Here is a 24783-nt window from a genome sequence, read left to right as displayed (position 1 = left end):
CCGCGAAAGGCAGTCGTCATGATCACCACTGACTTCGTCCCCGGCTCCCCCTGCTGGCTCGACCTCGGCGCACCCGACGTCCCCGCCGCCGCGGCCTTCTACGGCGCCGTCCTCGGGTGGGACTACGAGGCCATGGAGGGCGAGGGGGAAGACATGGAAGGCGGCATGTTCCGGAAGGACGGCAAGACCGTCGCCGGGCTGGGCAAGCTCACCGAGGAGGGTGCCCGGCCGGCCTGGATGATCTACTACAGCGTTCCCGACGCCGAGGCCACGACCCGCGCCGTCCGGGGCGCCGGCGGCACCGTGCGGGTGGAGCCGCGGAAGCTCGACGAGTGGGGCACGATGGCGCAGTACAGCGACCCGCTGGGGGGCCAGTTCGCCGTCTGGCAGCCCGGTGAGAACAAGGGCGTCGACCTCGTGGACCAGCCGGGATCGCTGTCCTGGACCGAGCTGTACACGAGCGACGCCGCGGCTGCCCGGGAGTTCTACGGGGGCGTCTTCGGGTGGCAGTTCAGCGACATGCAGATGCCGGGAGGCGGGGGCACGTACACCCTGATCACTCCCGCCGGGCTGCCCGAGGGGCGCATGCAGGGCGGTCTGATGGAGCTCTCCGCGGAGGACCTGGCCGTGGCGGGCGGACGGCCGTACTGGCACCCGGTCTTCCACGTCACCGACTGCGACGCGGCGGTCGCCGAGGTCACCGCGCGCGGCGGCAGCGTGCAGATGGGGCCCGCGGACGCCGAGGGCGTCGGCCGGCTGGCCGTCTGCCTCGACCCGTCGAACGCCGACTTCGTGGTGTTGACCCCGACCGAGGCCTGAGCCCCTCCGGCCCTCCTCTCCCCCCGGCCCTCCTCTCCCCCCGGCCCCGCCGCCGTCCACCCGGACGGCGGCGGGGCCGGCCGCGTACCGCCCGCCGCCGTGCCCCGGCGACCGTTCGCCGACGGCGGGCGACCGGTGGGCGCAGGACGGTGCGGGATACGTCAGGCGGCGGATAACTCCGCGCGCACGGAACGGCACGCTCAGGGCATCCCGACCCGGAAGGGGCAGCCCATGTCGCTCATGTCGCCGCTGTCGGTGGATGCCGGCACCGTCACGGTCACCCGCCGCCGCCGCACCGACGCGCACGCCCTCGCCCGGCTGGAGAGGGAGCACGGCAAGGCGCTCCACGGATTCCTCCTCGGCCTCACCTTCGGTGACCGCCACCGGGCCGAGGACCTCGTCCAGGAGACCCTGTTCCGCGCCTGGAAGCACCCGGAGGCCCTGGAGAGCGGCGCCCACGCGTCCCTGCGGCCCTGGCTGTACACCGTCGCCCGGCGCGTGGCCATCGACGCCCGCCGGGCCCGCCTGGCGCGCCCCGCCGAGGTGGGACCCGACGGGCTGGAGCAGTCGCCGGCCGACGAGGACCGCACCGAGCGGTCCGCCGCCGTCCTCGACGTCCGCGGAGCCCTGCGATCACTCAGCCCCGATCACCGTGCCGTGCTCCTGCAGATCTACTTCCGCGGAGCCAGCGTCCGCGAGGCCGCCGAAGCGCTCGGGGTGCCCGCCGGCACGGTCAAGTCCCGTACGTACTACGCCCTGCGGGCCCTGCGCGCCCTGCTGCCCGGCTACGATGACGGCCACCTCCGCGCGTGAGCGGACCTCCAGCTTCGCCAGGATGTGCGAGACGTGCGTCTGTACGGTCCGGCGGGACAGGAACAGCGCCGAGGCGATCTCGGGGTTCGTCCGGCCCCGCGCGACGAGCAGCGCCACCTTCAGCTCCGCCGGAGTCAGCGCCTCCCACCCCCGCGCCGGCCGCCGCCGCGCCGCCCGGCTGCCCCGGCGCACCCCCAGGCTCCGCAGCCGGGCGTCGGCCCGGGCGATGTCCCACCGGGCGCCGAGGAGCTCGTACGAGGCCACCGCGCCGGTCAGCGCCGACCGCGCGCCCGGCAGGTCCCCGTGCCAGGCCCGGGCCACCGCCAGGTCCTCCAGGGTCTGGCCCGCCACCAGCCCGCCCCGCGCCAGCGCGGCCGTCTCCGCCAGCAGCTCCGGGTCCTGCGCGAACAGTCCGCGGCAGCGCAGCAGCGCCAGCGCCGGCCCCGGCTGCTCCGGCAGGGCCGCCGCCGTGCGGGCGCAGGCGGCCACCGCCGACCGGGCCGCACCGGTGTCCCGCTCCTCCAGCGCGAGCCGGACGGCTTCCGACAGCGCCCAGGGGCGGTCGAAGGCCACCGCCTCGTCCACACCGTCCTCCAGCGCGGGCAGCAGCGCCTCCAGCGCCTCGCGGGGACGCCCGTCGCGCTCCGCCAGCAGGGCGCGGGCCAGCAGGACGTGCGCGGCGTGCCGGCGGGCCGCGGGCGACTCGCACGCGTCCGGGCCGAGGCCGGCCAACTCGGCTCGGGCGGCGTCCTGTTCGCCCCGGTGGCCCAGGATCAGGGCGCGCAGCCCGCGGGTCAGCACCGGCAGCCAGCCGTCCGAAACGGGCATGCCGTCCGCCCGGGCGAGGCCGGCCATGGCGGCGTCCCAGTCGCCGAGCCGGTAGCGGAGGTCGGACAGCAGGGCTTCGGTGACCACGAGCCGGCCGGTCGAACCGGTGCGGGCCGCCAGGTGCCGGGCCTCGCGCAGCGCCGCCGCGGCGGCGTGCGGCTCGTCGAACCGCAGATGGCCCTCGGCCTGGTTGGCGAGCAGCAGCAGCCGCATGTCGTTGGCGTCCGGGCTGCGGCGGGCGTACGCGATCCCGGCCGCCACGTGGTGCAGGGACTCCCGGCCCCGGTTGAGGTGGAACAGCGCGAAGGACATGGCGTGTTCGGCCTCCGCGCCGCAGAGCGGATCGCCGAGCAGCCGCGCCCGGGCGACCAGCGGACCGGCCAGCGCGTACGCCTCCTCCGGCCGGTGCAGATCGGCCAGCGCCAGGACCCGGCACGCCTCCAGGCGCAACCGCAGTCCCGCGCGGGGGGCCTCGGCCGAGCCCGGCTCCGCCGGGGCTGCCTTGGTCTGGGCGGGCTCGCCCGGCAGCGGATCGGCCGACACCGTCTTGGCTGGGGCTGCCTTGGCTGGGGCTGCCTCGTCTGGGGCTGGCTCGGCCGGCACCGGCTTGGCCGGGGCTGCCTTGGCCGGGGCAGGCTCGGTCGGCACCGGATCGCCAGGCACCGGCTCGGCCGTGGCTGCCTCGGCTGGGCCTGGCTCGGCGGGCACCGGATCGGCCGGGGCTGCCTTGGCCGGGGGTGCCTCGGTCGGGCCCGCCTTGGCCGGCGCGGCCTCGGTCGGGGCTGATTTGGCCGAGGCTTCCTCGGCCAAGGCTTCCTCGGTGACCTGTAGGGACCGGGTCATGTCCCCCTGGATCATCAGCGCCGAGACCAGCTTGAAGGCGAGGGCCGCCCGCCGGGCGGGATCCCGCGTCCGCTCCCGCAGCGTACGGAGCAGCTCCACGGACTCGGGCCGCCGCAGCATCAGCGCGGCATTGGCGAGCCCGTCCTCCAGGGCCTCCCGGTACGGACTCCAGGTCCGGCCGGGGGGCTGCTCCGCGTACTCTCCCGGGCTCTGCTCCGCACGGTGTTCCGCGCCGTGCCCCGGGGGCCGACCGCCGTCCCCGTCCGCGCACTGGTCCACGGCCCGGCGCAGCAGCGCGGCCGCCGTCTCGGGTGCCGCCGCGATCAGGGCCCGCGCCGACTCCGCCGCCCACCGCACCGCCCACGGGTCCAGCGCCCCGCCCGCCAGCAACTGCCCCGCGGTCCGGGCGGGATCGAGCCCGGCCCCGGCGAAGGCCCGGGCGGCGTCCTGGTGGAGGACGGTACGGGCGGCCCGGGGCAGCCCCGCGTACAGGGCGAGCCGCACGGCCGGCTGCCGGAACCGCAAGGCGTCGCCGTCCGTGGGGTGGTACCCGGGCGGACCGGCCGGCAGCCCGGTCGGCAGCGGGCACGGTTCCAGCACCCCGGCCAGGAGCGGGGCCTCCAGGTCCGCGAGCAGGTCCCGGGCCGGGGGCGTCCGTACGAGGGTCAGCTCGCGCGCCGTGAAGGCCGGTCCGAGCAGGGCGGCGTGCCGGAGCGTGGCCAGGGCCGCCGGAGGGAGCCCGTTCAGCTCGCGGGTCGCCGCCTCCGGGGGCGGCGGCAAGTCCCGGACGTGAAGGGTCAGTTCGGCAGTGCCCTCGCGGACTTCGATGACTCCGGACCAGTGCGCGAGCAGCTCCCGCAGCAGCCGGGGATTGCCGCCCGCGTGCCCGGCGGCCTCCCGCAGCCGGGGGCCCGGCGCAGCGCCCAGCACCTCCCGGACCAGGGCGGCCGACTCCGCCCCCGTCAGCGGCTCCAGCCGCAGTGTCCGCCCGCCCGGCCCGCCGCCCAGGGAGGCGCACAGCTCGTCCACCTCCACCCGCCCGGGCAGCCGTCGCCGGGCGGTCAGCAGCAGCAGTGGCAGCCTCCGCGTGGCCCGTGCGAGGTGGCGCCACAGCAGCAGGGAGGCCGGATCCGCCCACTGGAGGTCGTCCAGGGCCAGGAGCAGCGGCCGGCGCGCGCACCACTCCGCCACGTCGGCGGCCAGCAGGTCCACGGCCGCCAGCAGCGCCCCGCCGGGCTCGGCCGACCGGGCGGCCTCCCGCAGCAGGGCCAGTGCCCGCGCCCGCCCGGGGCCGGCCGGGTGCAGGCAGTCCAGCGCCGCGCGCAGCGGGAGCCCGGTCCCCAGCGCCTCGGCGGCCCCGTACCGCACCCGGCAGCCGAGTGCGGCCGCCTCGGCCAGCGCCTCGCGCAGCAGGGCGGTACGGCCCGCGCCCGGCTCCCCTTCCACGAGGAGGCAGGCTCCGCCGCCCTCCGCGCCCGCTCGTACCCACGTCCGCAACGCGTCACGGCACTCGTCGCGGTGCTGTTCTCGCCCGACCCGCACGTCGGCGATCCCTCCGGTCGTTCGCGCCCCCTCCAGGATGGCAGCTCACGGGCCGCTCAGCGCCGGGGAATTCGGCCAGGTGGGGCCGAACTGTGCACTCCCGCACGGTATTTGGGAATCCGAACCGTAATCTTCATGCCGGCGCCCACGCCCGTTTCGATGACGAGCCCGTGGCCGTCCCCGTAGACCTGGCGCAGCCGCTCGTCCACGTTGGGCAGTCCGATGCCCGAGGAGGAGCCCGCGTGGTCCCCGGCCAGGATCCGGCGCAGCAGGGCGGGATCCATCCCGACGCCGTTGTCCTCGATGGTGATCAGCGCCTCCGCGCCCGCGTCCCGGGCCGCGATGGTGATCCGGCACTCCTCGGTGGAGTCCTCCAGCCCGTGCTTGACCGCGTTCTCCACCAGCGGCTGCAGGCAGAGGAACGGCAGCGCCACCGGCAGCACCTCCGGCGCCACCTGCAAGGTCAGCTTGAGCCGCTCCCCGAACCGGGCGCCGGCCAGCGCCAGGTACTGCTCGATGGACCGCAACTCCTCGGCCAGCGTGGTGAACTCCCCGTGCCGCCGGAAGGAGTACCGGGTGAAGTCCGCGAACTCCAGCAGTAGGTCCCGTGCCCGCTCCGGGTCAGTGCGCACGAACGAGGCGATTGCCGCAAGGGAGTTGAAGATGAAGTGCGGGGAGATCTGCGCGCGCAGCGCCTTGATCTCGGCCTCCATCAGCCGGGTCCGCGAACGGTCCAGCTCCGACAGCTCCAGCTGTACGGAGACCCAGCGCGCGACCTCGGTGGCGGCCCGCACCAGCACCGCCGACTCCCGCGACCCGTAGGCCACCAGCGCGCCCAGCATCCCGTCCTCGCCGGTCAGCGGGGCCACCACGGCCCACTTGAGGGGGCAGTCGGGCCGCTCGCACTCGGTGCGCACGCTCTGACTGCGCCCCGAGTCCAGCATCACCGCGACCCGTGCCATCACCCGGCGCTCGTGGTGGTCGGCGCCCGGGCCGTCCCAGGCGAGGACGTGTCGGCGGTCCGTCAGGCACAGGGCCTCGGTGCCGAGGAGGGAGCGCAGGCGCCGGGCGGCCTTGCGGGCGGCGTCCTCGGTGAGGCCGGCGCGCAGCGGGGGAGCGGCGAGGGAGGCGGTGTGCAGGGTGTGGAAGGTGGCCCGTTCGACGGGGGTGCCGAGGTCGAGGCCGAAGGCGCGCTCGCCCCGCCGGGCCTGCCGCAGCCCCGCCGCCCAGCCGAGCCCCACCAGCAGCACGGCGCCCGCCGCGGCCAGTACGGAGAGCAGTGCTCCGGTCATGAAGCGCACGCCCTTCCTGTGAGCGCCGCCCCGCGGAGGGAGCACCGCACTGTCACGAGAGCACTGCTCCCGGTCCGGTCTGCCGCTCCGGTCACAGAGCACCGTCCTTGCTGGCCGGGGCGGCCGACGCGGCCCCCGCGCCCCCGGGCGCCGTTCCCGCCACGTCCTCCGGCAGGTGCAGCCGGGCCAGTGTCGCCGCCGTGCCCGGCGGGATCCGCCCGCGCGTACCCAGCGACACCACCACCATCGTCAGGAAGCCCAGCGGGACCGACCACACCGCAGGCCACGCCAGCAGCGTGTTCGCCCATCCCGCCGGAGCCAGCCCGGCCCGCGTCGCCAGCACCGCGCCGAGCGCCGCCCCGCCCCCCGTCACCAGCCCCGCGACCGCCCCCGGCGGCGTCAGGCCGCGCCACCAGATCCCCAGCACCAGCAGCGGACAGAACGAGGACGCCGACACCGCGAAGGCCAGCCCCACCGCGTCCGCCACCGGCACCTCGGTCACCGCCACGCTCCCCGCCAGCGGCACCAGGATCGCCACCAGCACCGCGACCCGGAAGCTGCGCACCCCGCGCGAAGGCAGCACGTCCTGGTGCAGCACCCCCGCCACCGCCATCGTCAGCCCCGAAGCCGTGGACAGGAACGCCGCGAACGCGCCCCCCGCCAGGAGCGCCCCCAGCAGTTCCCCGGCGAGCCCGCCCACCACCCGGGCCGGCAGCACCAGGACCACCGCGTCCGCCTCCCCGGTCAGGGCCAGCTCCGGGGTGTAGATCCGGCCCAGCGTCCCGTACACCGGCGGCAGCAGGTAGAAGGCGCCGACCAGGCCGAGCACCACCAGCGTGGTGCGCCGCGCCGCCCGGCCGTTCGGGCTCGTGTAGAAGCGCACCGCCACGTGCGGCAGCCCCATGGTCCCGAGGAAGGTGGCCAGGATCAGCCCGTACGTGGCGTACAGGCGCAGCTCCGGCCGGTCCCCGGACAGCGGCTCCGACCAGCTCGACACGCCGGGCGCGGCCTCCGCCCGGCTCTGCGGCACCGCGGAATGCGGGGCGAACTCCAGCCGCGCGTGCGCCCGTACGGAATGCTGCCCCGCCCCGAGGGTCACGGCCTGCCCCGCGTACGCGTGCCCGTCCACCTGCCCGGTGACCGTCACCGTCAGCGGCGCGTCCAGGGAGAGCCGTACGTCCTCGGCCAGGGTGACGGCGGTGTGCTCGCGGAACACCGCCGGGGCGTCGAAGGAGGCGCGCGGAGCGCCGTCCCCCGCCCAGGCCGCCAGCAGGAAGAACGCCGGCACCAGCAGGGCGGTGAGCTTCAGCCAGTACTGGAAGGCCTGCACGAAGGTGATGGACCGCATCCCGCCGGCCGCCACCGCCGCCGTCACCACGCAGGCGACGACCACCCCGCCCACCCAGTGCGGGGCCCCGGTCAGGATCTCCAGGGTCAGCCCGGCGCCCTGGAGCTGCGGCAGCAGGTACAGCCAGCCGACGCCGAGCACGAACAGCACCGCGATCCGGCGCACCGCCTGCGATTCGAGCCGGGCCTCGGCGAAGTCGGGCAGCGTGTACGCGCCCGAGCGCCGCAGCGGGGCCGCGACCAGCACCAGCAGCACCAGGTACCCGGCGGTGTAGCCGACCGGGTACCAGAGCATCTGCGGCCCTTGCAGCAGCACCAGACCGGCCACGCCGAGGAAGGAGGCCGCCGAGAGGTACTCGCCGCCGATGGCCGCCGCGTTGAGGCGCGGGCCGACCGTGCGCGACGCCACGTAGAAGTCCGAGGTGGTCCGGGATATCCGCAGGCCCAGCGCGCCGACCAGCACCGTGACCAGGACGACGACGGCGACCGCGGTCAGCGCGTACGTCTGGTTCACCGGCGGGTCCTTCGGCTGGGGCGCGGGCGCGGCCCGGCGCGGGTGTCGGGGTTCCGGGAGTCTACGCACGCCCCCGGACCGGGCAACAGGCCCTCCCGCAGGTCAGGCCGGATATGGCTCAGCGGGCGGGATCGCGGTGCTCCGCGCAGTCCCGCAGGGCGATCTCCAGCTCCACGTACGACTCCTCGGCGCGCCGGAAGGCCAGCGTCAGCGCCGCCTCGGCCCGGGGCGGCAGGTGTCCGTAAGCGCTTTCGTGGGCCTCGTACAGGACGTCGGCCCAGCGCGCGGCCGCGCTCCGCAGGCGGGCCAGCAGCACCTCGGCCTCGGCGGGACCGGCCGGCCGGGTGCGGGGCAGTCCGGTCAGCGCGTCGAGCAGCGCCTGGATTTCGGACATCTGCTTCCTCCCGGGGCCGAAGATCCACGATACCCGCGGGGTTCCGCCCGGGCGGGCGGCCCGGCCACCGCTGCGGCCGACGGCCCGGGCCGATCGCCGTACGCGCCTCCCCGCGCGGTGAACGGTGCGTCGCCGCGCCGGACGGTCGGCGCGCGCGGTTCAGCCCATTGCCTGGCGCATCAGCAGGTCCCTCAGTTCCCGGGTGTGCCTGCGGCTCACCTGGAGTTCGGCGGCGCCGACGCGGACCGTGGTGGTGCCCGCGTCCAGGCGCAGTTCGTCGATACGCGCCAGTGCGACCAGGTGGCGGCGGTGAATGCGGACGAATCCGCGTGCCGCCCACCGCTCCTCCAGCGTGGCGAGCGGAATCCGTACCAGGTGGCTGCCCTCGTCGGTGTGCAGCCGGGCGTAGTCGCCCTGGGCCTCCACGTAGGCGATGTCGGCGATCGCCACGAAGCGGGTGACGCCGCCCAGTTCGACGGCGATCTGGTCGGGTGCGCGGTCCGCGCCGCGGCCGGCGGAGGACGCGGCGACGGCGGGGACGGGGGCCCCGGGTGTCTCGGGGGCGGCCGCGCGGGCCGCCGGTACGGCGTACACGGCCTCGGGGGCGGCCGCCGCGGGCTGCTCACCCGACCGCGCTGACTGCGCGCAGGCCCGCCGCACGGCCTCGGCCAGCCGCTCCGGCCGTACGGGCTTGAGCACGTAGTCCACGGCCTTGAGGTCGAAGGCCTGTACGGCGAACCCCTCGTGCGCGGTGACGAACACGATCAGCGGCGGCCGCGCGAACCCGGCCAGCAGCCGGGCGACGTCCAGCCCGGTCAGCCCCGCCATGTGGATGTCGAGGAAGACCACGTCGATGACGTCGGCCCCGTCCGGGCCGCTCTCCAGCGCCCGGGTGATCCGGCGCAGCGCCTCCGTGGCGTCCGAGGCGCCCTCGGCGCTGAGTACCCGGGGGTCGGAGCGCAGCAGGTAGAGGAGCTCTTCGAGCAGGGGCTTCTCGTCGTCGACGGCCAGTACGCGCAGCATGGTGCGGAGTCTAGGTTCCGCCCGGCCGGGGCGAAACGGTGCGCGGCCCCCGCCCTCGGGGGAGGGGAGCGGGGGCCGCGCGGCCGGTTGGTCTACGGGGTCGGTCTACGGATCGGTCTACGGGGTCGGTCTACGGGACCGGTCCACGGGGGCCGGTCCGCCGGCCCGGTCTACTGGACGGTGATCAGCTTCCCGTCGGGGGCGACCGCGTACCAGGTGCCGCCGACGCCCTGCCCGTTGATGTCGCCGGCCTTCTTGTCGCCGGTGAAGGTGTAGACGGGCCAGCAGTTCACCGTCTGCTGCTTCTTCCCGTCGGGGCGGTCGAGCACCAGGTAGTTCTTCTCGATGATCCCCTTGGTGTTGGCCTGGTCCACCGGCGGCACGACCGGCCACTTGGCCACGCAGTCGCCCGCGCACTTGGAGACCATGGGCCACGCGGTGTCCGGCTTGAAGCGGTAGACCGTCATCCCGTTGCCGTCGACGATGTGGTCGCCCAGCTTCGGGTCCTTGGCCACGGTCAGCGCGCCGGAGGCCTGGTCCGCGCCGCTGGGCGCGGCGGCCGCCTTCGCCGCCTTCTTGCCGTCGGGGGCCGCCGCGAACCAGGTGCCGCCGACACCCTGCCCGTTGGTCTCGCCCGCCTTGGTGTCCTTGCTGTACCGGTACACGGGCCAGCCCGCCACCGTGAGCTGCTTGCTGCCGTCGGTACGGACCACCTCGCCCAGCAGCGCCGGGTCCATGCCCGCCGCGGCGGTGGCGTCGCCGGCCACGACCACCGGCCAGACCTTCGCGCAGTCCCCGTCGCAGGTGGACTTCGACGGCTTCGCGGTGTCCTTGTCGAAGCGGTAGAGGGTGAAGCCCGCGCTGTCGGCGAGGACGGAGCCGAGCTTCTCGTCCTGAGCGATGGCCAGTTGGCCGGCCGGCTCGGCGGCGCCGCCCGCGGCGGCGTCGGAGCCCGAGCCGTAGCCGTCGCCCGAGGAGGGCGCCTGGGAGGGAGCGACCGCTCCGGCCGGCTTGGCGGCGTCGCCCGCCGGGTCGCTCCCGCCGCACGCGGTCGCGGTGAGTGCGACGGCGGCCGCCACGGCCGCCAGGGTGGTTCCGCGCTTGATGCCCATCTTGATCTCTCCCACGTGTGTGTCCCTGCCCGCGCCGCCGCGTCCATCCGTCCGAGCGGAGTGGAGCGGCGGCAACTGTGCGCAGGACACGCCCCGTCGGAGCCGGTCTGTTCAATTCCTCCGATGTGGGCTGTTTCACTCACCCCGCGTCGAACCCGGCCCGCTTCATGGCCGTGGCCACAGCGAGGCCGAGCGTGCGGTGTCCGGCGTCGTTGGGGTGCAGGCCGTCCGCCAGGTGCTCGGGGCCGAGCAGCTCCCGTCCCGGCAGCAGCACCAGCCGTTCGTCCCCGGCGGCGATCCGCTCCCGGGTGGCGCGCTCCATCGCGTCGCGCAGGGCGCCCAGGGTGGCGCCCAGCTTGTTCGGGGTGCGCTCCGCGTCGGGGCGCAGCACGGGGGAGAGGAGGAGCAGCGGGGTCCGGGGGTGGCCCTGGCGGACCAGTTCGAGGAACGCGCGGGTGGTCTCGTACAGCAGTGGGGCCGAAAAGGGCACGCGGGACCAGCAGTTGGTGCCGAAGGCGAGGGTGAGGGCGTCGGCGGGGAGTGCGGCGATCTGCTCGGCGCAGGCCAGCTCCCCGCGCGCGGCCCCCGCGTAGCCGAGGTTGACGGTGTCCCAGCCGAGCGCCCGCCCGGCCACCGACGGCCAGCCGTGCGCGGGCCGGGTGGACCACCAGCCCTCGGTGATGGAGTCGCCGTGCACCACCCAGCGGGTGGTGGTCGGCGCGGGGGCGACCGGGCCGCCGATCCCGCGCAGGCCCAGGATCAGCGGAGACTGGGCCTCGGGTGGATGGACGGTGAACGGGCCCGATCCGCCCGGCAGTTCGAGGCGCACGACGGCTTCGGCGGCCGGCTCGGTGTACAGCTCGCTCACCACCCCGTGGCGGTCCCACAGGGCGAACCCGTGCGCGAGGTCGCGCAGTGCGTCGGTGGGGCCGGGCACGGTCGCCCGGTAGTGGATCTCCACTGCCCGGGCGCCGGGCGCGGTGAACTCCAGGCGCACCCCGATGGGCAGCGTGGCCCGCTCGCCGGTGTCCCAGGGCAGCCGCATGGTGTCGGTGGGGTCGGCCCGCACGGGGCGGCCGCCGTCGAGCCAGGCGACGCCGCGGAGGAAGGGCGCGGGGTCGAGCCACGGTCCGCCGTCCGCCGCGACCGCGTGCGGGCCCGCGGGCGTGTCCGGGCCCGAGTCCGGGCCCGATTCCAGGCCCGAGTCCAAGTCCAAGCCGAAGTCCAAGCTCAAGTCCAAGCTCACGTTCGTGTCCAAGTCTGTGTCCAAGCCCGTGTCCGCGACCCCACCTGTCCCTACACCTACACCCGCGCCCCCGTCCGGCCCGACTTCTCGTGTGCTCAACGTGCGCCTCCGACCGTCGGGTACGGGAACTTCACGCCGACGCCGCCGTCCACGACCAGCGTCTGGCCCGTCACGTACGAGGACTGCGGCGAAGCCAGGAAGTACAGCGCGGCCGCGATGTCCCGGGTTTCCGCGACCCGGCCCAGCGGGGCGTTCTCCGCGTTGAGCCGACGCCCCTCCGGACCCAGCAGGGCGGCGACCCGCGGGGTCCACACCACCCCCGGTGCCACCGCGTTGACCCGTACCCCGCGCGGCCCCAGTTCTACCGCCGCCGAGCGCACCAAGGACATCAGGCCGGCCTTCGCGGCCCCGTACGCGGCGTGCAGCGGGGCCGCGGTGAGCCCGGAGACGGAGGCGACGAAGACCAGCGGTCCGCCACCGGCCTCGGCGACGGCCCGGCCGCCGTACTGAACGGCCAGCCAGGCGTGCCGCAGCACCAGGTCGAAGTGCCAGTCCCAGTCGGCGTCGTCCAGCTCGGGCAGCGCGGCGTACCGGGCCATGCCGACGATGTCGACGACCCCGCCGACCGGGCGGCCGCCGAGCAGGTCCGGCGCCGCGGCGAAGAGCTCCCGTACGGCCTCGCGCCGGGTGACGTCGGCGGCGTACGGGACGCCGCCGGTCTCCGCCGCGACCGCCCGGGCCCGCTCCTCGTCCACGTCCACGCACAGCACGCGGGCGCCGCCCGCGGCCAGCGCGTGCGCGGTCTGGCGGCCGATGCCGTTGCCCGCGCCGAGCAGCACGAGGGCGCGGCCGTCGAGGCGGTGCAGGGCGGCGTAGTCGGGGACGGGGGAGGCGTCGGGGCCACAGTCCGGCCCGGCGCGGCCCGGCCCGGCGCGGTCAGGTCCGGCGCGGCCCGGCCCGCCGCCGGGGGCGGGGCCGCCGCTCACGCCGAGGCCTTCCGGGGGGTGTAGCGGGCCAGCTCCGGGATGACTTCCTTGCCCAGGATCTCCAGGGTGCGCAGGATCTCCCGGTGCTCCAGGTACCCCCACTGGACGTAGCAGATGAGCTGGTCGACGCCGAGGTCCGCGTACCGCTTGGCCTTGGCGACGATGGTCTCCGCGTCCCCGATGAGGATCATGTCCCCGTCGCTGAACTCCCGTACGGGTACGTTCCCTTCGAGGATCGGCGTGAGCAGCGGGAAGGTCCGCTCCCGCTCCTCGGGGCTCAGGTGCGGCAGCTCCCAGTCCAGGGTGAACCGCGCCAGGTTGGAGTACCACCAGGCGACCGAGTCCCAGACCCGGGGGCCCGGCTCGGCGCGCGGCGCCGTCGCGTGGACCAGGGTGTAGGCGGCGACCCGGTCCGTGGTGACGTCGGTGAGCGGACGCGGTGCGGCCGCCGCCGCCCGGTAGGCGGCCACCTGGGCGGCCATCGCCTCCAGCGGCTGCATGATCGAGAAGGAGAGCAGACCGAGGCCGTGCGCGCCCGCGACCTCCGCGGAGCCGGGAGAAGTGGCCGCCATCCAGGCGGGCGGGTGCGGATCCTGCACCGGCTTGGGGGTGACCATGCGGCGCGGGAAGGTGAAGCGCGGAGATTCGTAGGCGAAGTACTCCTCGCGCCACATTCCGGTCACGATCTCGATGGCCTCGCGCCAGTCGTCGCGGGACTTCTCCCGGTCCACCCCGAAGGCCGCCTGTTCCATGGGCGTGGACCGCCCCGTGCCCCACTCCACCCGGCCACCGGAGAGCACGTCGACGGTGGCGACCTTCTCCGCGATGCGCTGCGGCGGGGTGAAGGCGAAGGGGGTCAGGGTGACGCCGAAGCCCAGCCGGATCCGCTCGGTCAGCCCGGCCAGGTGTCCGAGGAGCACCTCGGGGGCCGGGCAGTGCGAGCGGCCCTCGCGGAAATGGTGTTCGACCGCCCAGACGGTACGGAATCCCATCCGGTCGGCGAGCCGGATCTGTTCCACCGCCTCCCGGTATGCGCGCTGCTCGGCGGCCCGCTGGCCGTGCGGGTGGGCTCCCGGCCAGGGCCGCGGCACGTCGATCTCGTAGAGCACGTCCAGGTCCATGGCGGCACGCTGCGGCAGATCTGACGAAGTGTCAAGAACGTGAGTCGGGATCGGCTGCGCACTGATCGATCATCCCCGCGCAACAAAGGACCATCCAGGACAGATCCGCGCAACGATCAGTCGCCAATGTGCAAGGATGGTGCATTACGGGCGGTATCACTCAGCTCGTAGGCTCACTCGCTGTACGTGGAGTGGCGTGGACCGCCTGCTCGCGGTCCCCCATGCCCAGGCCCTCGGCCTGCTCTGCTCCGGACCGCTGCGGTCGACGCCTGAAACCCCACCCGCAGTGACAAAGGAGTCCCCTCGTGCTCGACCACGGCCAGGCGCCACCGCTCGCCCCCGCTCCTCCCAAGGCGGTCCACCCCCTGCTGCGCCGCAAGCCGGTGGAGCAGCTGGTCGCCGAAGGCGGCCAGGGCGAGGGCGGCTCACTGCGCCGCTCGCTCACCATGTGGCAGCTGACGATGATCAGCATCGGCGCGACGCTCGGCACCGGCATCTTCGTCGTCCTCGGCACCGCGGCCCCCAAGGCCGGCCCCGCCGTCACGATCGCCTTCGTCATCGCGGGCCTGACCGCCCTGTTCTCGGCCCTCTCCTACGCGGAGCTGGCCGGATCGGTGCCGGTCTCCGGATCCTCGTACTCGTACTCGTACGCCACCATGGGCGAGCTCGTCGCCTGGGTCTGCGGCTGGTGCCTGGTCCTGGAGTACGGCGTCTCCGTCGCGGCCGTCGCCGTCGGCTGGGGCGAGTACCTCAACGAACTCCTCGACGGCACGATAGGGATCACCATCCCCGAGAGCGTCTCGGCCCCCTTGGGCGAGGGCGGCTTCATCAACCTGCCGGCGCTGGTCGTCGTCCTGCTCGCCATGGTCTTCCTGATGCGCGGCGCCAAGGAGAGCGCCCGGATCAACTCGATCATGGTCGCTGTGAAGATCGTCACCCTGCTGCTCTTCATCGGCATCGGCTTCATGGGCATCAAGGCCGGCAACTACGCCCCGCTCGCCCCGCTCGGCATCACCGGCATCAGCGCCGGCGCGGCCACCCTCTTCTTCTCGTACATCGGCTTCGACGCCGCGTCGACCGCCGGTGAGGAAGCCCAGAACCCCAAGCGCGACCTGCCCCGCGCGATCATGCTCTCGCTGGCCATCGTCACCGTCCTGTACGTCCTCGTCGCCTTCGTCGCCGTCGGCGCCATGCCCTGGCAGGACTTCGAGGGCACCGAGGCCGCGCTCGCCCAGATCATGACCGACGTCACCGGCCACAGCTTCTGGGGCGTCGTCCTCGCCGCCGGCGCCGTGGTCGCCATCGCCTCCGTCGTCTTCGCCGTGCTCTACGGCCAGACCCGCATCCTCTTCGCCATGTCCCGCGACGGCCTGGTCCCCAAGGTCTTCGCCAAGGTCGACGCGAAGACCGGCGCCCCCCGCGCCAACGTGGTGATCGTCTCCCTCTTCTGCGGAGCCCTCGCGTCCTTCATCCCGCTGGGCAAGCTCGCGGACGCCACCAGCATCGGCACGCTCTTCGCCTTCGCCCTGGTCAACGTCGCCGTCGTCATCCTGCGCCGCACCCGCCCGGACATGCCGCGCACGTTCAAGGTGGCGCTCTTCCCCGTCACGCCGATCCTCGGCCTGCTGGCATGTGGCTACATGATGTTCAGCCTGGACACCGCCACGTGGATCGTTTTCGGTGGCTGGATGGCCGCTGGCCTCGTGTTCTACTTCCTGTACGGCATCCGCCGCTCCCGTCTGGCCGCAGCAGAACCGGCCGCAGCAGAGAAGTGATCCACGCGCAGTGCGACTGAACGATCTCGACGAACGCATCGTGCACGCCCTCGCCAAGGACGCCCGCCGCTCCTTCGCGGACATCGGCTCCGAGGTCGGACTCTCGGCCCCCGCCGTCAAACGGCGGGTGGACCGGCTGCGCGCCGAAGGAGCCATCACCGGCTTCACCGTCCGCGTGGACCCCGCTTCGATGGGCTGGGAGACCGAGGGCTTCATCGAGATGTACTGCCGCCACAACACCTCGCCGGACGACATCCGGCGGGGGCTGGAGCGCTACCCCGAGGTCGTGTCCGCGTCCACCGTCACCGGTGACGCGGACGCCCTCGTCCAGATCTTCGCCTCCGACATGCGGCACTTCGAGCGGGTCCTGGAGCGGATCGCGGGCGAGCCCTTCGTGGAGCGCACCAAGTCCGTCCTCGTCCTCTCGCCGCTGCTGCGCCGCTTCACCTCGGGCGCACCGGCGTAGCACCCCTGATGCCACGCCGGGCGCACGAGGTGAAGCGTGCGGCGTACGGCCTCAGGCGTGCTGCGGGACGTCGTCCTTCATCAGGCTCCGCAGCTGCTTGCGGAACTCCGGGCTGTCCGTGTGGCTGTGGACGTCGGCCGCGTGCTGCACGGCCGCCCGCAGGAGCTCCTCCTCCTCACCCGCCATGGTGAGGGTGCAGTTCAGTTCGCTCGGGTACTCCCTGCAGTCCAGAACCTTGCGCATGATGTACCTCCCTGGGGGCAGGCGGTGGTGGACTCACCTCCCACCATCCTCTTCCCGGGCCCGGGACGAAAGCCGGGGCCTCACCCCCGCCGGGCCCACTCCGCGGCCAGCAGCCGGTACGAGCGCACCCGGTCGGCGTGGGCGCGCGTGATCGTGGTGATCAGCAGCTCGTCCGCGCAGGTCGCGTCGCGCAGCCGCTCCAGCCCGTCCGCGACCGTCGCCGGGGAGCCCGCGAACTGCGTCTCCACCCGGTCCGCGACCAGCTCGTGGTCCGCCGCCGACCAGCCCCGGGTCAGCTGCCGGGCCTCCTCGGGCGACGGGAAGGGGATCGCGCCCGCGCCGGTCCGGATGCCGTGCACCCAGGGCGCGTACCCGGTGGCCAGCTCCCGGGCCCCGGCGTCGTCCGGGGCCACCACGACATCGGCCGACACGGTCAGGTGCGGCCGGTCCAGCCCACCCGGCCCGGCCGAGGGCTTGAAGGCCGCCCGGTAGGCCCCGGCGGCTTCCAGCACGCTCGCCGGGCTGACGTGGTAGTTCGCCGCGAACCGCAGCCCGTTCGCGCCGGCCGTCGCCGCGCTCACCCCCGCGCTGCTGCCCAGCACCCACACCTGGACCCCTGCGCCCTCCCCGGGCACGGCGTGCGCCTCACCCCGTCCACGGAGCGGTACTCCCCGCGCAGCAGGGCCAGTACGTCGCCCACCTGCTCGGAGTACTCCTGCGGCGCGGCCCCCGGCAGCTGCAGCAGCCGCTGCTGGAGCGCGATCCGCGGGTGATCGCGCAGGTGGGCGAAGGAGAAGGGCTCCGGTATGCGCAGCCCGTTCGCCGTGGTGTACGCCGCCGGCGGCTCGGCCCCGGCACGGCGCGCCGGCGGGCCGCCCGCCGAACGCCCCAGCCCCAGGTCGATCCGCCCCGGGTGCACCGCGTCCAGCAGGCCGAACTCCTCGACCGTGGACAACGCCGTGCGGTGCCCGAGCTGGACCGCCCCCGAGCCGATCCGGATCGTGGAGGTGGCCGAAGCGGTCAGTGCCAGCACCACGGCGGGCGAGGTCCCGGCGACGCCGGGATTCAGGTGGTGCTCGGCGAACCAGTAGCGGGCGTAGCCGAACCGCTCGCTCTGCCGGGCGAGGTCGACGCTGTCGCGGAGCGCTTCGGCGGCCGTGGAGCCGGGCGGGATCGGTACGAGGTCGAGGACCCCGAGCGGGATGCCGGGCATGCGGACGACTCCTTCGGAGAGGGGAACCGCGACCGGTGGCGGCGGCGGTCCGCCGGCTCAGTGGTGGGCGGGGGCGGGGGCGGGGGCGCTGGCGGGGGCGCGGGGCGCCGCCAGCCCGAGGTGGTCGCGCAGCGTCGGGCCGGCGTACTCGCGGCGGAACACCCCGCGCTCCTGGAGCAGCGGGACGACGGTGTCCGCGAAGGCGTCGAGCCCGCCGGGCGTGAGGTGCGGGACCAGGATGAATCCGTCGGCGGCGTCCGCCTGGACCAGGCCGTCGATGGCACGGGCGACGGTGAGGGGCGAGCCGACGAAGGACTGCCGGGCAGTCGTCTCGATCACCAGCTCCCGGATCGACAGGCCCCGGGCGGCGGCCAGCTCCCGCCACTCCCGCGCGACGGCCACCGGATCGCGGTTCATGCGCACGCTCGCCCGCCCCAGCGCGATGGTGTTCTCCCCGGGCTCGGGATCGACGTCCGGCAGCGGACCGTCCGGGTCGTAGCCCGACAGGTCCCGGTTCCACACGTGCTCCAGGTGCTTGATCGCGGTCGCTCCGCTGACCTGCCGGAGCCGCACCTCACGGGCCAGCTCCCGGGCCTCGGCGTCGGTGTCGCCGAGCACGAAGGTCGCCGCCGGCAGGATCTTCAGCTCGTCGGGGCCGCGCCCGTACCGGGGTAGGCGCCCCTTGACGTCCGCGTAGAAGGCGCGGCCCTCCGCCAGCGTGCCGTACCGCCCGAAGATGGCGTCCGCGGCGGCCGCCGCGAACTCCCGTCCCTCGTCCGAATCGCCCGCCTGGAAGACGACCGGCCGCCCCTGGGGGCTGCGCGGCACGTTGAAGTGCCCGGAGATGTCGAACTGCTTCCCCCGGTGGGCGAAGGCGCCGGGGCCCGCGTCCCGCAGGAACTCCCCGGAGACCGGGTCGGCGAGGATCTCCCCGCCGTCCCACGCGTCGAACAGCTCGTGGGCGGTGTCCAGGAACTCCCGTGCCCGCTCGTAGCGTTCCTCGCGCGGCAGGAACCCGCCGCGCCGGAAGTTCTCCCCGGTGAAGGCGTCCCAGGAGGTGACCACGTTCCAGGCGGCGCGGCCGCCCGACAGGTGGTCGAGGGAGGCGAACTGGCGGGCCACCTCGTACGGTTCGTTGAAGGTGGAGTTGATGGTGCCGGTCAGCCCGAGGTGCTCGGTGACGGCCGCGAGCGCCGCCAGCACCGTGAAGGTGTCGGGGCGGCCCACCACGTCCAGATCGTAGATCTCACCGCCCTGTTCGCGCAGGCGCAGGCCCTCGGCGAGGAAGCGGAAGTCGAACTTCGCGCGCTCGGCGGTCCGTGCGAAATGGACGAAGGAATCGAAGTCGATCTGGCTGCCGGCGGCCGGGTCGCTCCACACGGTGGTGCTGTTGACACCGGGGAGGTGCGCCGCGAGATGGATCTGCTTGAGCTGCTTGCCCATGGCTGCTGTCGGTCCTTCCTGGGGGACCAGGCGGCGGGGGAAGCGGTGGCGACCGGGGCCGCGGAGGCGGCGTACCGGCTCGCCGGGCGCGCCAGCCCGAGCAGGCCGCGGAGCGAGGAGGCCTCGTAGGCCCGCCGGAACGCCCCGCGCCGCTGGAGTTCCGGGACCAGGCCGCGGGTGATCGCCGGCAGGTCGTGGGCGAGTGCCCCCGGCCGCAGCCGGAAGCCGGTCAGCCCGGCCTCCCGCCACTCCAGCAGCAGGTCCGCGAGGTCCGCCGGAGTCCCCGCGAAGACACGGGCGTCACTCGTGTACGCGGCCCCGTGCACGGCGTCCAGCCGCTGGAGCCTGCGCTCCGCCGTCGCCGGCTCCGCGTCGAGGAACACCGTCAGCTCGCCGAACAGGTGCGGGATGGCGGGGAGCGCCGCGACGGCGGTGCGGACCTCGCCGGCATCCCGCGCGGTCACGTAGCCGATGTCGGCCGAGCGCGCGAGGAAGGGGTACACGGCGGCGTCGGAGGCCAGTGCGCTGACCGGCGGCAGGCCCTGGGGCGGCCGCGGGGTGATGGATGGGCCCTTCACGCTGAAGCGGGGGCCCTCGAAGTCGATGTGGTGCAGCTTGGCGCGATCCACGAACCGGCCGGTGGCCGCGTCGCGGATCTCGGCGTCGTCCTCCCAGCTGTCCCACAGCCGCCGCACCACCTCCACGTGGTCGGCCGCCTCCCCGTACAGCTCGGCCGGGTCCAGGGGCGCCGTGCGGCGCCCGAAGTGGCGTACCTCGTCGGGCCGTTCCGAGATCTGGATGCGCAGCCCGGCGCGCCCGCGGCTCACGTAGTCCAGGGTGGCGAGCGCCTTGGAGACGTGGAAGGGCTCGGTGTGGGTGGCCACCACGCTCGGCACCAGCCCGATGTGGCGGCTCAGCGGCGCCACCCGGGCGGCGACCAGTACCGCGTCCAGCCGGCCCCGCACCAGGTCGGTGCGGCCGTCGGGTCCGGCCGGATCGGTGGACTGCAGGCTCAGCGAGTCCTCGAAGGTGACGAAGTCCAGCAGACCGGCCTCGGCCTCGGCGACGAGCGCGGCCCAGTAGCCGGCGGTGAACAGCCGGTCGGCGTCCGCCCCCGGCTCGCGCCAGGCGGCGGGGTGCCAGCCCGCTCCGTCGAGGGCCACGGCGAGGTGGAGCGCGGGGGAGGCGGCGGGGGCGGGGACAGCGGTGGGAGAAGGGCGCACGGGCATGACGGAAGGGCCTCCTGATCGGGGCGGCGCGGCGAAGGACGGATCGGATCGCGGATCGCGGAACGCTGATCAGGAACGACAGAGGGAGCCGGCGACGCGCAGGAGGTCGATGTGGGTGCGGGAGTGCAGGCGGACGGCGCGGCGCGGGCGGCGCGGGGCGAGGGCGTCCCCGGCGGTTCGTACGGTCATGCCGGGCCCCCTTCGCCTCGTGCTCCGGTCGTCCTTCCGACGCTAGATCGGCGGGGACCGGGCCACAACGGATGGAATGTCAATCCGTGTTAATGCTTCGTGTCGGGCGTACGAAGCCCGATGAAGACCGGCTCGCGGCGCAGGGTGAACCCCATCGAGAGGTACAGGCCCACCGCCGAGGTGTTCTGCGCCGCGGCGTGCAGGAACGGGGCGTCCCCGCGCTCCTCCACGGCGGCCACGACCGCGCGGATCAGCCGCCCGGCGAGCCCTTCGCCCCGGTGGTCGGGGTGCGTGCACACCGCGCTGATCTCCGACCAGCCCGGCGGCCGCATCCGCTCGCCCGACATCGCCACGAGCCGGCCGCCGCGGCGGATCCCGAGGTACGTGCCCAGCTCGACGGTGCGCTCCCCGAACGGGCCGGGCCGGGTCAGCTCGACCAGCTCCAGCATCTCGGGCACGTCGGCGGGCCCCAGCAGGACCGCCTCCGGTTCCTCCTTGCCGCGTACCGCCCGGCCGTCCAGCTGCACGCCCGGTATCGACATCAGGGTCTCCCAGCCCGCGGGCGGGGTCGGCAGCCCGGTCACCCAGACCTCCCGGCCCGGGCCGACGAGCTCGGCCAGATCGGCCCAGGCCCGCGGATCCTCGGGGTCGGCGAGGGCGGCGAAGGGCGACACGCCGGCCGCGTAACGGGCGGCGAGTCCGGCGGGGCCGGTCTCGGCGAACCTCCGGTGCGGGCCGTCGAGCGCGGCCCAGACGGGATTGTCGAGGACCGCGCCGGGCCGGGACTCACGGGACATGGGCGGGAGCTTCCTTCCGTAGCGCGCCCGAGCGCTCAAGCACTCGTGCGGGCGGTCTTGACGCCCCCTGGCGGTGCCACGAGACTGCGAACGCCAGCGTAATCGGGGTTGCGGACGGAAGGGGGACCCGGTGGACCAGGTCACCACGCCGCCCGCCGCCACCACCCCGCTGCGCCGCTCCTGGCTCACCCGCCGGCTGCACATAGATCTCCTCCGCGTCTGCAGTGCCACGGCCCGCCCGGCCTCCTGAGGCCCCGCCGAGCACGCACGTACGCGCACAGACCGAGGAGAGCCGTGCCCCAGACCCATGTCCAGCCGCTTGTCCAGCCGCCTGTCCGGCCGCAGGCCCAGCCGCCTGTCCAGCCGCTTGTCCAGCCGCCTGTCCGGCCGCAGGCCCAGAGCCGTGTCCTCCGGGGCCGGATCGGGACCGGGTTCTCGCCCGAGCCCCACCGGTACCGGCTCTACGTCGCCGCCGACGACTGTCCGCGCTGTCTCGGCGTCACCGCCGCCTTCGCCGAGCTGGGCCTCCGGGACACCGTGGCCCTGACCGTCCTGCGGCCCGGCTGCGACCCCGCGGGGCACGACGCGCTCCGGCGCGCCTACGAGGCCGCCGGGCACGACCACGACGGCACGCTCACCGTGCCGGCCCTCTGCGACGGCTGGAGCGGCCGGGTGGTCTCCAACCAAGCCCCCGACATCCTGGAGGACCTGCGCAGGCTGAGCGTGCACCCGGCTTTCCGCCCGGCCTCGTAGAACCCCCCGAAAAGGCCTTTCGAACCGTTCGCCGGGACTCCACGCAACGAATCGCCGCGTCAGCCCGCCAATGCGCAACGAATCGATGCGCGGCGCGCAACGGTCACGGCTTGTCCCGGTCGAACGCGCGAACGTACCGTCTAAGGACCCCCACCCCTCCTGCCACAGAGGTACGCCCATGCCCCCGCTGCGCACCGCCCTCCTCCAGAGCTCCGGACGGCTCGGCGACACCGCCGACAACCTGAAGGCGCTCGAAGAGGCCGCGGCACGCGCCGCACAGGCGGGGGCCGGGCTCCTCGTGACCTCGGAGATGTTCCTGACCGGCTACGCGCTGGAGATCGAGGACATCGCCCGGCTCGCCGAACCGGCCGACGGCATGTCCGCCCGCGCCATCGGCGAGATCGCCCGCCGCCACGGGCTGGCCGTGCTCTTCGGTTACCCGGAGCGGGACGGCGACGCCGTCTACAACGCGGCGCAGCTCATCGGCCCCGACGGGGTACGGCTCGCGAACTACCGCAAGACCCACCTCTTCGGCTGCTTCGAGCAGGCGGCCTTCACCCCCGGCGACGCCCCCGTCGTCCAGGCGGAGCTGAACGGCCTGCGCATCGGCCTGATGATCTGCTACGACGTCGAGTTCCCCGAGAACGTCCGGGCGCACGCGCTCGCCGGCACCGACCTCCTCCTGGTGCCGACCGCGCAGATGCACCCCTTCCAGTTCGTCGCCGAACAGCTCGTCCCCGTACGGGCCTTCGAGAACCAGATGTACATCGCGTACGTCAACCGCACCGGTCCGGAAGGCGAGTTCGAGTTCGTCGGTCTCAGCTGCCTGGCGAGCCCCGACGGCGTCACCCGGACCAGGGCGGGCCGCGGCGAGGAGCTGGTGTTCGGCGAGGCCGACCCCGAGCTGCTGCGCGTCTCGCGCGAGACCAACCCGTACCTGCGCGACCGCCGGCCCGGTCTGTACGCCTCGCTCGTCTGACCGCGGTCCCGCGGACCGCCGTCGCCCACCCCCCGCTTGCCCTTCCCCCCTGCCCCACCCCGCTAGGAGTCGTACCCCATGACGTCCACGGTGCCCACCACCGCCGTCCCGCACAGCGACGGTTCGCAGCCGATCACGATGTTCGGTCCGGACTTCCCCTACGCGTACGACGACTTCCTCGCCCACCCGGCGGGCCTGGGGCAGATACCGGCGACCGAGCACGGCACCGAGGTCGCCGTCATCGGCGGCGGGCTGTCCGGCATCATCTCCGCGTACGAGCTGATGAAGATGGGCCTCAAGCCCGTCGTCTACGAGGCCGACCAGATCGGCGGCCGGCTGCGCACGGTGGGCTTCGAGGGAGCGGGCACCGAGGAGCTGACCGCGGAGATGGGCGCCATGCGCTTCCCGCCGTCCTCCACGGCCCTCCAGCACTACATCGACCTCGTCGGCCTGGTCACCGAGCCCTTCCCGAACCCGCTCGCCGAGGCCACCCCCTCGACGGTGGTCGACCTCAAGGGCGAGACCCACTACGCCGAGACCATCGCCGACCTCCCGCAGGTCTACCGCGACGTGTCCGCCGCGTGGAACGCCTGCCTGGACGAGGGCGCCGACTTCTCCGACATGAACACCGCGATGCGCGAGCGGGACGTCCCGCGCATCCGCGAGATCTGGGCGAAGCTCGTCGAGAAGCTCGACGACGAAACCTTCTACGGCTTCCTCTGCAAGTCCGAGGCCTTCAAGTCCTTCCGCAAGCGCGAGATCTTCGGCCAGGTCGGCTTCGGCACGGGCGGCTGGGACACCGACTTCCCGAACTCGATCCTCGAGATCCTGCGCGTCGTCTACACCGAGGCCGACGACCACCACCGCGGCATCGTGGGCGGCTCGCAGCAGCTCCCGCTGCGCATGTGGGACCGCGAGCCCGAGAAGATCGTGCACTGGGCCCAGGGCACCTCCCTCTCCTCCCTGCACGGCGGCACCCCGCGCCCGGCGGTCACCCGCCTGCACCGCACGGCGGGCAACCGCATCACGGTGACGGACGCCTCCGGTGACATCCGCACGTACCGCGCCGCGATCTTCACGGCCCAGTCCTGGATGCTCCTGTCGAAGATCGCGTGCGACGACACGCTCTTCCCGATCGACCACTGGACGGCGATCGAGCGCACCCACTACATGGAGTCCAGCAAGCTCTTCATCCCCGTCGACCGGCCGTTCTGGCTCGACAAGGACGAAGAAACGGGCCGCGACGTCATGTCGATGACCCTGACCGACCGCATGACCCGCGGCACGTACCTCCTGGACAACGGCCCCGACAAGCCGGCCGTCATCTGCCTGTCCTACACCTGGTGCGACGACAGCCTGAAGTGGCTGCCGCTGTCCGCGAACGAGCGGATGGAGGTCATGCTGAAGTCCCTCGGCGAGATCTACCCGAAGGTCGACATCCGCCGCCACATCATCGGCAACCCGGTGACCGTGTCCTGGGAGAACGAGCCCTACTTCATGGGCGCGTTCAAGGCCAACCTGCCGGGCCACTACCGCTACCAGCGCCGCCTGTTCACCCACTTCATGCAGGACCGCCTCCCCTCGGACAAGCGGGGCATCTTCCTCGCGGGCGACGACATCTCCTGGACGGCGGGCTGGGCGGAGGGCGCGGTTCAGACGGCCCTCAACGCCGTCTGGGGCGTCATGCACCACCTCGGCGGCTCCACGGACGCCACCAACCCCGGCCCGGGCGACGTCTACGACGAGATAGCCCCGGTCGAACTCCCGGAGGACTGACCTTCCGGCCCTCCGGCCCCGTGACCACGGGCCGCCCCCG

General features: G+C 74.2%; 19 protein-coding genes and 3 pseudogenes. 7 read left to right on the top strand and 15 right to left on the bottom strand.

From position 1 onward, the window contains the following. The first annotated feature begins 18 nt into the window (after nucleotides 1–18). Entirely contained in the window at nucleotides 19–819 is an 801-nt protein-coding gene (locus AC6CKD_RS21010) for a VOC family protein (RefSeq protein WP_498328986.1), read from the top strand. Between the two features lie 240 nt (nucleotides 820–1059). Next, the gene (locus tag AC6CKD_RS21005) at nucleotides 1060–1632 is read left to right on the top strand and encodes a sigma-70 family RNA polymerase sigma factor (protein ID WP_498329326.1); all 573 of its coding nucleotides are present in this window, start codon (nucleotides 1060–1062) and stop codon (nucleotides 1630–1632) included. A 36-nt stretch (nucleotides 1633–1668) separates the two neighbouring features. Here AC6CKD_RS21005 and AC6CKD_RS21000 read toward each other — a convergent pair. The 9 genes and pseudogenes from AC6CKD_RS21000 to AC6CKD_RS20960 all read right to left on the bottom strand — a co-directional run. Then, a pseudogene (locus AC6CKD_RS21000) lies at nucleotides 1669–4845 on the bottom strand (helix-turn-helix transcriptional regulator); the annotation flags it as partial. 56 nt (nucleotides 4846–4901) lie between these two features. Then, entirely contained in the window at nucleotides 4902–6137 is a 1236-nt protein-coding gene (locus tag AC6CKD_RS20995) for a sensor histidine kinase (RefSeq protein WP_498328985.1), read from the bottom strand. Between the two features lie 91 nt (nucleotides 6138–6228). Beyond that, a complete protein-coding gene (locus AC6CKD_RS20990; protein ID WP_498328984.1) occupies nucleotides 6229–7998 on the bottom strand; it encodes a sodium/solute symporter in 1770 nt (589 codons plus the stop codon). A 118-nt stretch (nucleotides 7999–8116) separates the two neighbouring features. Further along, nucleotides 8117–8392 carry a hypothetical protein gene (locus AC6CKD_RS20985; RefSeq protein ID WP_498328983.1) on the bottom strand — a complete coding sequence of 92 codons (276 nt, stop codon included), beginning with the start codon at nucleotides 8390–8392 and terminating at the stop codon, nucleotides 8117–8119. A 159-nt stretch (nucleotides 8393–8551) separates the two neighbouring features. Beyond that, a complete protein-coding gene (locus AC6CKD_RS20980) occupies nucleotides 8552–9415 on the bottom strand; it encodes a LytR/AlgR family response regulator transcription factor (RefSeq protein ID WP_498328982.1) in 864 nt (287 codons plus the stop codon). 170 nt (nucleotides 9416–9585) lie between these two features. Continuing rightward, nucleotides 9586–10527 (bottom strand): SCO0930 family lipoprotein, encoded by a 942-nt coding sequence (locus AC6CKD_RS20975; protein ID WP_498329325.1) that lies wholly within the window; start codon nucleotides 10525–10527, stop codon nucleotides 9586–9588. 139 nt (nucleotides 10528–10666) lie between these two features. Then, on the bottom strand, nucleotides 10667–11767 hold the full coding sequence (locus AC6CKD_RS20970) for a GDSL-type esterase/lipase family protein (RefSeq protein WP_498328981.1): 1101 nt from the start codon (nucleotides 11765–11767) through the stop codon (nucleotides 10667–10669). Nucleotides 11768–11868: 101 nt separating this feature from the next. After that, a complete protein-coding gene (locus AC6CKD_RS20965; protein ID WP_498328980.1) occupies nucleotides 11869–12759 on the bottom strand; it encodes an SDR family NAD(P)-dependent oxidoreductase in 891 nt (296 codons plus the stop codon). Beyond that, on the bottom strand, nucleotides 12756–13880 hold the full coding sequence (locus tag AC6CKD_RS20960) for an LLM class flavin-dependent oxidoreductase (protein WP_498328979.1): 1125 nt from the start codon (nucleotides 13878–13880) through the stop codon (nucleotides 12756–12758). Before AC6CKD_RS20960 ends, AC6CKD_RS20965 begins: the two co-directional genes overlap by 4 nt. Nucleotides 13881–14185: 305 nt before the next feature. Here AC6CKD_RS20960 and AC6CKD_RS20955 point away from each other — a divergent pair, with 305 nt between their 5' ends. Continuing rightward, entirely contained in the window at nucleotides 14186–15655 is a 1470-nt protein-coding gene (locus AC6CKD_RS20955; protein ID WP_498328978.1) for an amino acid transporter, read from the top strand. Between the two features lie 10 nt (nucleotides 15656–15665). Further along, entirely contained in the window at nucleotides 15666–16121 is a 456-nt protein-coding gene (locus AC6CKD_RS20950; RefSeq protein WP_243334460.1) for an Lrp/AsnC family transcriptional regulator, read from the top strand. Nucleotides 16122–16172: 51 nt separating this feature from the next. On the opposite strand, the gene AC6CKD_RS20945 is transcribed toward AC6CKD_RS20950, so the two are convergent. From AC6CKD_RS20945 to AC6CKD_RS20920, 6 genes and pseudogenes are all read right to left on the bottom strand, one after another. Continuing rightward, a complete protein-coding gene (locus AC6CKD_RS20945) occupies nucleotides 16173–16364 on the bottom strand; it encodes a DUF1059 domain-containing protein (protein WP_498328977.1) in 192 nt (63 codons plus the stop codon). Nucleotides 16365–16444: 80 nt separating this feature from the next. After that, nucleotides 16445–17577: pseudogene (locus tag AC6CKD_RS20940) on the bottom strand (LLM class flavin-dependent oxidoreductase). A gap of 57 nt (nucleotides 17578–17634) precedes the next feature. Further along, nucleotides 17635–19020, bottom strand: a complete 1386-nt coding sequence (locus AC6CKD_RS20935) for an NtaA/DmoA family FMN-dependent monooxygenase (RefSeq protein ID WP_498328976.1) — start codon at nucleotides 19018–19020, stop codon at nucleotides 17635–17637. 62 nt (nucleotides 19021–19082) lie between these two features. Further along, a pseudogene (locus AC6CKD_RS20930) lies at nucleotides 19083–20249 on the bottom strand (LLM class flavin-dependent oxidoreductase); the annotation flags it as partial. A gap of 69 nt (nucleotides 20250–20318) precedes the next feature. Continuing rightward, entirely contained in the window at nucleotides 20319–20438 is a 120-nt protein-coding gene (locus AC6CKD_RS20925) for a putative leader peptide (protein WP_498328975.1), read from the bottom strand. An 89-nt stretch (nucleotides 20439–20527) separates the two neighbouring features. Then, nucleotides 20528–21235, bottom strand: coding sequence for a GNAT family N-acetyltransferase (locus tag AC6CKD_RS20920; RefSeq protein WP_498328974.1), 708 nt, complete (start codon nucleotides 21233–21235; stop codon nucleotides 20528–20530). Between the two features lie 294 nt (nucleotides 21236–21529). Here AC6CKD_RS20920 and AC6CKD_RS20915 point away from each other — a divergent pair, with 294 nt between their 5' ends. The 3 genes from AC6CKD_RS20915 (at nucleotide 21530) to AC6CKD_RS20905 (ending at nucleotide 24743) form a co-directional block, all read left to right on the top strand. Then, entirely contained in the window at nucleotides 21530–21988 is a 459-nt protein-coding gene (locus AC6CKD_RS20915; protein WP_498328973.1) for a hypothetical protein, read from the top strand. A 178-nt stretch (nucleotides 21989–22166) separates the two neighbouring features. Beyond that, on the top strand, nucleotides 22167–22967 hold the full coding sequence (locus AC6CKD_RS20910; protein WP_498328972.1) for a carbon-nitrogen hydrolase family protein: 801 nt from the start codon (nucleotides 22167–22169) through the stop codon (nucleotides 22965–22967). 78 nt (nucleotides 22968–23045) lie between these two features. Next, nucleotides 23046–24743 carry a flavin monoamine oxidase family protein gene (locus AC6CKD_RS20905; RefSeq protein ID WP_498328971.1) on the top strand — a complete coding sequence of 566 codons (1698 nt, stop codon included), beginning with the start codon at nucleotides 23046–23048 and terminating at the stop codon, nucleotides 24741–24743. The last annotated feature ends 40 nt before the right edge of the window (nucleotides 24744–24783 follow it).

The sequence above is a fragment of the Streptomyces sp. GQ60 genome (genome assembly GCF_059758875.1).
The sequence above is the reverse complement of the archived record's forward strand: the minus strand, read 5'-3'. Positions and strand labels throughout refer to the sequence as shown.

Excerpts from the sequence above, each read along its gene's own strand:
- AC6CKD_RS21010 (WP_498328986.1), top strand. The coding sequence starts at position 19 with ATGATCACCACTGACTTCGTCCCCGGCTCCCCCTGCTGGCTCGACCTC.
- AC6CKD_RS21005 (WP_498329326.1), top strand. The coding sequence starts at position 1,060 with ATGTCGCCGCTGTCGGTGGATGCCGGCACCGTCACGGTCACCCGCCGC.
- AC6CKD_RS20995 (WP_498328985.1), bottom strand. The coding sequence starts at position 6,137 with ATGACCGGAGCACTGCTCTCCGTACTGGCCGCGGCGGGCGCCGTGCTG.
- AC6CKD_RS20985 (WP_498328983.1), bottom strand. The coding sequence starts at position 8,392 with ATGTCCGAAATCCAGGCGCTGCTCGACGCGCTGACCGGACTGCCCCGC.
- AC6CKD_RS20980 (WP_498328982.1), bottom strand. The coding sequence starts at position 9,415 with ATGCTGCGCGTACTGGCCGTCGACGACGAGAAGCCCCTGCTCGAAGAG.
- AC6CKD_RS20975 (WP_498329325.1), bottom strand. The coding sequence starts at position 10,527 with ATGGGCATCAAGCGCGGAACCACCCTGGCGGCCGTGGCGGCCGCCGTC.
- AC6CKD_RS20960 (WP_498328979.1), bottom strand. The coding sequence starts at position 13,880 with ATGGACCTGGACGTGCTCTACGAGATCGACGTGCCGCGGCCCTGGCCG.
- AC6CKD_RS20945 (WP_498328977.1), bottom strand. The coding sequence starts at position 16,364 with ATGCGCAAGGTTCTGGACTGCAGGGAGTACCCGAGCGAACTGAACTGC.
- AC6CKD_RS20935 (WP_498328976.1), bottom strand. The coding sequence starts at position 19,020 with ATGGGCAAGCAGCTCAAGCAGATCCATCTCGCGGCGCACCTCCCCGGT.
- AC6CKD_RS20925 (WP_498328975.1), bottom strand. The coding sequence starts at position 20,438 with ATGACCGTACGAACCGCCGGGGACGCCCTCGCCCCGCGCCGCCCGCGC.
- AC6CKD_RS20920 (WP_498328974.1), bottom strand. The coding sequence starts at position 21,235 with ATGTCCCGTGAGTCCCGGCCCGGCGCGGTCCTCGACAATCCCGTCTGG.
- AC6CKD_RS20910 (WP_498328972.1), top strand. The coding sequence starts at position 22,167 with ATGCCCCCGCTGCGCACCGCCCTCCTCCAGAGCTCCGGACGGCTCGGC.
- AC6CKD_RS20905 (WP_498328971.1), top strand. The coding sequence starts at position 23,046 with ATGACGTCCACGGTGCCCACCACCGCCGTCCCGCACAGCGACGGTTCG.